The 7,548-nt window shown below is 47.9% G+C and carries 8 protein-coding genes; all 8 read right to left on the bottom strand.

The window, feature by feature from the left end:
* Nucleotides 1-187 (bottom strand): hypothetical protein (locus BM082_RS24255; RefSeq protein WP_139218824.1); only part of this gene is annotated, 187 nt, incomplete at its 3' end.
* A gap of 147 nt (nucleotides 188-334) precedes the next feature.
* A complete protein-coding gene (locus tag BM082_RS24250) occupies nucleotides 335-853 on the bottom strand; it encodes an Hcp family type VI secretion system effector (protein ID WP_017015011.1) in 519 nt (172 codons plus the stop codon).
* Nucleotides 854-1,214: 361 nt separating this feature from the next.
* Nucleotides 1,215-1,499 (bottom strand): type VI secretion system PAAR protein, encoded by a 285-nt coding sequence (locus BM082_RS24245; protein WP_017017621.1) that lies wholly within the window; start codon nucleotides 1,497-1,499, stop codon nucleotides 1,215-1,217.
* Nucleotides 1,500-1,525: 26 nt separating this feature from the next.
* On the bottom strand, nucleotides 1,526-2,059 hold the full coding sequence (locus tag BM082_RS24240) for a hypothetical protein (protein ID WP_074928952.1): 534 nt from the start codon (nucleotides 2,057-2,059) through the stop codon (nucleotides 1,526-1,528).
* Nucleotides 2,060-2,612: 553 nt separating this feature from the next.
* Nucleotides 2,613-3,377, bottom strand: coding sequence for a hypothetical protein (locus BM082_RS24235; protein ID WP_074928950.1), 765 nt, complete (start codon nucleotides 3,375-3,377; stop codon nucleotides 2,613-2,615).
* Nucleotides 3,377-4,783 carry a hypothetical protein gene (locus tag BM082_RS24230; protein ID WP_074928948.1) on the bottom strand — a complete coding sequence of 469 codons (1,407 nt, stop codon included), beginning with the start codon at nucleotides 4,781-4,783 and terminating at the stop codon, nucleotides 3,377-3,379. Before BM082_RS24230 ends, BM082_RS24235 begins: the two co-directional genes overlap by 1 nt.
* On the bottom strand, nucleotides 4,780-6,888 hold the full coding sequence (locus BM082_RS24225; protein ID WP_074928946.1) for a type VI secretion system Vgr family protein: 2,109 nt from the start codon (nucleotides 6,886-6,888) through the stop codon (nucleotides 4,780-4,782). Before BM082_RS24225 ends, BM082_RS24230 begins: the two co-directional genes overlap by 4 nt.
* A 147-nt stretch (nucleotides 6,889-7,035) precedes the next feature.
* Nucleotides 7,036-7,548 (bottom strand): Hcp family type VI secretion system effector (locus tag BM082_RS24220; protein WP_074928944.1); only part of this gene is annotated, 513 nt, incomplete at its 5' end.

Here is a 7,548-nt window from a genome sequence, read left to right as displayed (position 1 = left end):
GCATGAGGGTGACATTGCGGTCAACGACCTCGTCTTGCGAGACAGATTCATTGCGGCTGGCGAGTTTAACCTGATACAGAAAAGGCGTAGAGAGCGCAGACTCTCCCGAGAATTCGAGCACCGCAAAGGTGTCGTTGGGTAAGCCTTCAACAGCAAGAGTAAATTGGAGACCGCTTTCCGTAGCCATAAACCATCCCAGCAAGGACCTGTTGCTTTAAGGGTCCTGTCCATTACAAACAAGGAACAAAGTATCGTCAGGCGTCATTGCTTGACGACAAAACCCGCCCAGAAGGCGGGTTGTCTACAAAGGGCTTACGCCCCTTGCGAAGAAGCCTTACGCTTCAATCGGCGCACGCCAGTCATCGGCACCAGACGTACCTGCGACAGTGTGTTCCCAATCAATCTTGCGGTATGCGACAGACACAGTCACCAGTTGGGTGAATTCTTTCTTCTGTGCGTCCTGACAATGAGGCATTTGGCAATCGATATCGATGATGGTGCCGTCGGTCAGAATGGTAGAGAAGAAGTGTTCTTGCTTACCTTCCACCGAGGTGCGGTACCATTTCAGTTCGATTTTCGGCAGCATCTCACCAGACGCTAGCGAGTTGTACATCAGTGGCACGGCTTTGTTCAGTGCCACGGTGAACTTGAATGGCTTGTGAACACGTTGACCAGAAGGCTGGCCGCTTTGTGGGTCAGTCGGTACGGTCACGATGTGGTCAAAGGCTTGAACCAGCATTTGGTCTTCGTGGCCTTCCACGTAGATGTTGCCGACAGAGTCAGCGGTGAACGCGCCAGCAGTGATGTTGCCCTGAGTTTTGCCTTCGATGGCGATATAACAAGGAGTTGGCATTCTTCTATCCCTATAAAAATCGATGAGTGTGATTACAACGAAAGGGATAACGCAAGGGGTGTGCCAGCTATGGAGGTTAATAAAAACAATGGGTTAGGTTTTAATCGCGACACGAAGAGCAAGGAGTTGCTTAGGGGTGGGCGAAAAATTGCTCGCTGAGCAAGAATTGGCCGAAAAGTGAAAGTAACTTGTGGGCTGAATAAGATATAAACGGCAAAGAAGCAGAGAGATCGTACGTAAAAAAAGGCCTTAGACGAAGGGGCTAAAGCCAGATTTTTCATTGAACCACTTCTCAGTGTAGATGTGCGATCTTTAGAGTAATGGTGGAAACCGCGGCATATCGTTAGGTATGGAAGAATGCCTATCCAACGTTGACTGTGCCACCGCCAATAACGACACCACCACAACTTACAGCGTCGCCTGTTCTTGCAACAGGTTTGCCGTCTGCAAACACGGTTGCCGAGCCTGCAGCAATGCTCCTTCCATGGGGCGGGTTTTTAGGTTTGTCATGCGGTGCAAGAGGATCGCCTAAACGACAAAGTGGGATACCATCAATGATTACGGTACCCGATCCCGCGGTTGTTGGCGTTGGCGGAAAGCCATCATGATCGGTTCCCGTATCACCTAATCGAACTGCATTACCCATGATTCATGTCCTTATCTTTTCGATGTTTATTGCTTCAACATCGGGATCACACCGACTTGCGCGTTATAAAAGAAAATCGATGCTGACGTTTGAGGGAAATGCTTCCCTTCATTTGACACGCAAAGTACTTGTCGCGTTTTATATTTTGGCAACGGAAAGAGCGTCTCCGCATTCCTTTTGTCTAGGTAGGCTGAGGCCGTGCGATAGCTGGTTGTGACTGCTGTTGCATCGTCACCATTTGAGGCTGCAATTTCAGCAATCAACGTGGTGCGCTGTGTTGGAAAACTCAAACAGTGAGCTTTGGACAGTGAACCTTCTTCCCAAAAGAAATAGCTTTCTAGAAGAAGTTTGTCATCCGCTGACATGCTCCCCACTAAATAGCCTTCCCCGTCGATTTCCGCTTTGCCGTTACCCTCAACTAAGGGGCGAACCAAAATGTTTTTCTCAAAGCCGGCGTCAGGGAGTGAGGTGAAAATACCCTCGAGCATCCCTGTTTTTGCATGTGCGAAGAGAGATGCTAGCAGCAGGCTTGCAATACAAATCATAATGGTCGCTTTCATGAAAAAACCTTATGAGCAGCAGTGCAGTGTTGATTTGTTTTTTCAATCATTTGCGCAAAGGACCTTAAATTGACGATAAATACTTCGCTAGCATAAAGTTTGGTATTGATTGGTTAGTCCTACACTTTGTGTACAAAAAAGTTAGGAAGGAGAATCAAGCAATTGGTATGCCATAAATTATAGGCACTTAAAACAGTATGTTAGGCTAGTTTGGTAAACGTGAAGCAAAAAATTGCTCAAATATCGAGTGAAAGTTTGCCTACAGAGCAATTTGTTGCCGAAGAATCGAATACGAATATCTGCTGCGTTAGGTGACCTTGATATGTTTAGAAGTACTCATTTTCAACTCGCGATCTTATCCACTTCCTGTACAAAGGTCGATGTTTCTTCATTTTCGATAGCGAACTATCGCCAAAGTCACCCACCAAATATTATTGAGATGTTCAGGAATCGGCTGGTAATGATTAACAGTTGTGAATGGACGTAATGGTTTAGGTAGGTATTGCGACACAACCAAGTATTAATACAAACAATAGTCTACCTTATCTGAAAATCATTTTTCGTTTTCCGATGGATTGTTCAATTGCCATTGTCTTAAAAATGCAGTCATTGGATATACGTACACCATTCCTGCAGTGGTCATGGGAAGGAGAGCGAGAAACATGATGACAGCATGTGCTGAAACTTCAGTCGAGGTTGGCACTATCATCTCAGCTAAGGCGATTAGTATAAAGCCCGCTCCCACTCCGAATAATATAGCCACTATTGAGAGCGAGATAAGGATGGAATTGAAAACTTTCAGAAGTAGTGAAGTAAGGAGGTTGTTTGGAGACCTAAATGAATGAAATACGCCAGCAGACACAGTTTGAGAACCGTTGGCATATTCTGTGGTGACCATGCCTGCTCTTTTCATGTTCTGGTTTAGAATTTCAGTGCTGAAATAATGTTTGCCAGAGACGAAGCTAATTGCGCCAGAGATTAGGCAGGTAGAAGTCATAACCAAGTAGGATGTTCCTGGAAGCAATTCGATGAAAAATAGGGGGAGAAGGCTCATCGATAAATAGACGCATAACAGTGTTTTTGAAAGTGTTGATGCCCAGTATCTGATGGGATCGCTATCCTTGTAGCTCCGACCAGAAAGGTGGGAATAAGAGAATAAAAAAATTACCAGCACCAAGGAAATGCTTTGAAATAGGAATTTGTCACCATTCACTGCGTATAGACTTGTTGTAAGAAAAAGGCACAGGATTGAAGTGAAAATAGAAATAAAACTTGCCACATTGACGGCTTTTTTCCCTGTGTTGAGCGTAGTTTCCACTAATATCTTCCTCCAAGGCCTCTGCCACCCAAGCCTCTCATCCATGCATCCAATTGATCTAGGGGGTTGCTACAGAATAAAGCGCAATATCCAGTAGGATCGTTTTCTCTCAAGGAAGACTTAAAGTCCTGTTCCCATCTGTCCGTCATACCCTCAAGGTCATCAAACGAAAAGCTAAGTATACTGTCAATGATATCAATAAAGCCCCGTCCTATCTTACGGGCTCCTTCTTTTATCCCTAGTTGGGTATCCAAAAAATCTAGCCCAACCCCAACGACAATTGCCACTGCTGCACCAATGGCTACTACGGCGAGAACTGGCGCGCCTGCAACGGCCGCTGCAAATGCACCTGCTGCGAGCAAACCAACGAAGCCCGCCGCCCAAACTTTCACAAATGTCACTCCTAGCATGCCGAGGAGATCACCCCAATTCTTTTCTGGGTCATCATCTTTCATGAAAGCATGGACATCAAAAGTTGCTGCTATCGCAAAGCCAATAAAATTCCCTGATTTGAGGGGCATGCTTCCAGCTCCTGCGGCTCTGACTGCAGAACCAGTGTTTCCGTTGACAATATCACTGGCAATTTCGGCATAACTCGATACATATGACATCTTATCATTCTTAACGCCATACATGATGGCCGTAAGGAAAGAGCGTGAACGATGATTTCCCTTAAAAACAATTGCTGCCTTACCACCCCAAGAGGAAATATTCTTCACGGCAAACTTTCCTTGGAAGATGACTTCTTTCAGAAAATTTCTGGCTGCATTACCACCAAGATCTCTACCATGCCGAACTGTTTGCCCTATCGCAACTGAAAACTCGTTTGCACTCGTGGCGACTGAATTTTGCATAAACGACTCAAGAACCCAAAACACTTGTCCATCAGTCAAAGTGTCGACACTGTAGACTCCTTCTTCGTTGATTGCTTGCATGTGTGGCAAACTAGGGATGATTGAAATGACATCCACCTCTGAGTTTCCTAATGCATTATCAGGTAACAATATTCTTGAATCGAGTGGTGGAGCATCGGGAGAAAAGGTGACTTTGGGATTGGGTTCTGGCATAACATTCCGTGGTTGGCCAACAATTAGCCCACCACGAAGGTCTGCGGGCGAAGTAAGTAACGAAGAATCGATATCTTCAATAAGTGTTGATTTCTCTCCGTTGACTTCGATTTCCAGCTTACCCGCCGTTCCCGCAAGGTTATTATCTAATAATGTCGGTTTATCAGCGGTTTGGGGGAGTGGCGGAGATGCTTGTCCATTGACATAATACTTAATGTTTAAGCTACTACCTCCAGTATTCTCAAGCCAGAATTGATTGCCCATAGGCGCTCGAACGACCAATGGCTCAGAATCACTGGAAGGTGTGGTGTTCCCTTCGCTGGCTAGTTTCCAATTCATCCTTCATCTCTCAAGTAAACTTTAAAAGGTTGTGGCTCTTCACCAGACTCAACGAAGTAGGCAATGCCGTTTTTGTCAGATTGACCTTCAAAGGCTGTTCCGTCAGCAAGCTCGATGCGGTAATCGACAAACGGAACAGGCTCTTCGGATTTGTCATGAAGTATCATGACCCGTCTATTAAATGCGCGTTGCTCGTTTGGCAACATAGGCTTGAGTCCACCAAAACCACTGCCGCTGCCCGCACTGCCACCAGAGTTTAAATTCACCACAGCACCGGAAAGATGCACACCGGCTGGATCGAGCTTGACGAAGCCTGCGGCAGTTTTAATGGTGATTTCTGTGCCCGCTTCAATGATGACTTTGTCGCCAGCCTTGTGATGGATCTCTGAGCCTGCTTCTAGAAGGTGTTTCTTACCTTGTTTGATGTGCAGTGAGCTGTCTGTTGTCAGGCTGATGTCACCAGCGACATGGGCTTTGCTTTGCCCATCTACTGTCAGGTGGTCATCCACCTTGATGTGTGAAAACCGCTCGTTCTCCACCTCCAGATGCAAGTCGTGTTTGATGTTGTCTTTGCGGTCATTCTCGACCAGCAAGTTCATGTCTTTTTGAGCATGAACATAGATTTCTTCTTGCCCTGCTTCATCCTCAAAACGTAGTTCGTTGAAGCCTTCCCCCTGATGGGTTTCGGTTCTCAGGACCGTGCGGGTTTTGTTGGCTGGCAGCGGGTAGGGCGGCACATTGGTCGCGTGATACGTGCGGCCCGTGATAATCGGTTGGTCTGGGTCACCTTCAAGGAAAGAGACAATCACTTCATGGCCGATGCGTGGTATCGCCATCATGCCGTATTGACCGCCCGCCCAGCCTTGGGAGACACGTACCCAACAACTTGAGCTTTCATCACTGTTGCCGTATCTGTCCCACGGGAACTGCACTTTCACGCGCCCGTGTTCATCACAGAAGATTTCTTCGCCTGCAGGGCCCGTTACAATCGCGATTTGTGGGCCATGCACACAAGGTTTGGCTTCCGGAATGGGACGCCAAGGGCGATGGCCTGGAATCACTGAAAACGTATTGTGGAAGGACGTCATGCCTTCGCCGCCATGCTCTTCCAGAGCTTGAGGCTGCGTGCCTTCACTGTGCAGGGTCACCACAATCCAATCCCGATTGGTGGTGTCGTCCGGGTGACCGTCCAAGTCAAACACCATGCCCGCATCTACCTGCATGATGGTGCTAGAGGCAGTCGCCGTTAACGCATCACTGCGCAAGTGCTCTAACCGGTATTGGGTAAACGGCTTACCCGCCGCATCGCTTTTGAAGCGGCCTGGGTAATCGTAGTGTTCATAAGTGCCGCGTTGGAAACTCATTTCCGTGCCGGCTTTGTCGTGCAAAAAGCCATAAGCCGGCTTTTTGAAACTGTAATCTTTAAGCTGCGCCGACGAAGGGCGCGCTTGAGCCGAGAACTGCCAGCCTTTCACAAAGGCCTCATCACTCTTACCGCCCACATTGGCGTTATAAGGGAGGGCTTGTCCGGAAGCGGTTAAAGTCTGGGTATCGTCCGAGAACAACACCGTGTGCTTGTCTTTGTCGTGCAAGAAGCAATAGAAAATGCCTTCTTCTGCCGCGAGGCGCTGAAGGAAATCCAAATCCGTTTCACGGTACTGGACACAATACTCACGGACTTGGGGTTGCCCAGAAATGGAAAAGGCATAGTCATCAATGCCCATTTCTTGCAAAAGGACACTCATGATTTCAGGGGCAGATTGTTGCTGGAAAATGCGGCTGTTATGACGAAGCGATAAACGAGACAGTGCAGGGACCATCTCAAGGGCATAACGGGTATGACTGAATCCCATATCACCGCGGGTAAAGCGGCGCACAATGCCATGAAAGCGTTGTTCTAGTTCGCCATTGTTCCACAGCATGAGGGTGACATTGCGGTCAACGACCTCGTCTTGCGAGACAGATTCATTGCGGCTGGCGAGTTTAACCTGATACAGAAAAGGCGTAGAGAGCGCAGACTCTCCCGAGAATTCGAGCACCGCAAAGGTGTCGTTGGGTAAGCCTTCAACAGCAAGAGTAAATTGGAGACCGCTTTCCGTAGCCATAAACCATCCCAGCAAGGACCTGTTGCTTTAAGGGTCCTGTCCATTACAAACAAGGAACAAAGTATCGTCAGGCGTCATTGCTTGACGACAAAACCCGCCCAGAAGGCGGGTTGTCTACAAAGGGCTTACGCCCCTTGCGAAGAAGCCTTACGCTTCAATCGGCGCACGCCAGTCATCAGCACCAGACGTACCTGCGACAGTGTGTTCCCAATCAATCTTGCGGTATGCGACAGACACAGTCACCAGTTGGGTGAACTCTTTCTTCTGTGAGTCCTGACAATGAGGCATTTGGCAATCGATATCGATGATGGTGCCGTCGGTCAGAATGGTAGAGAAGAAATGCTCTTGCTTACCTTCCACAGAAGTGCGGTACCACTTAAGTTCAATTTTCGGCAACATCTCACCAGACGCTAGCGAGTTGTACATCAGTGGCACAGCTTTGTTCAGTGCCACGGTGAACTTGAATGGCTTGTGAACACGTTGACCAGAAGGCTGACCGCTTTGTGGGTCAGTCGGTACGGTCACGATGTGGTCAAAGGCTTGAACCAGCATTTGGTCTTCGTGGCCTTCCACGTAGATGTTGCCGACAGAGTCAGCGGTGAACGCGCCAGCAGTGATGTTGCCCTGAGTTTTGCCTTCGATGGCGATATAACAAGGAGT

This window comes from Enterovibrio norvegicus DSM 15893 (assembly GCF_900115495.1).
GTDB classification, from domain to species: Bacteria; Pseudomonadota; Gammaproteobacteria; order Enterobacterales; family Vibrionaceae; genus Enterovibrio; species Enterovibrio norvegicus.
Note: the sequence above shows the minus strand (reverse complement) of the source record. Positions and strands in the feature narration are given on the sequence as shown.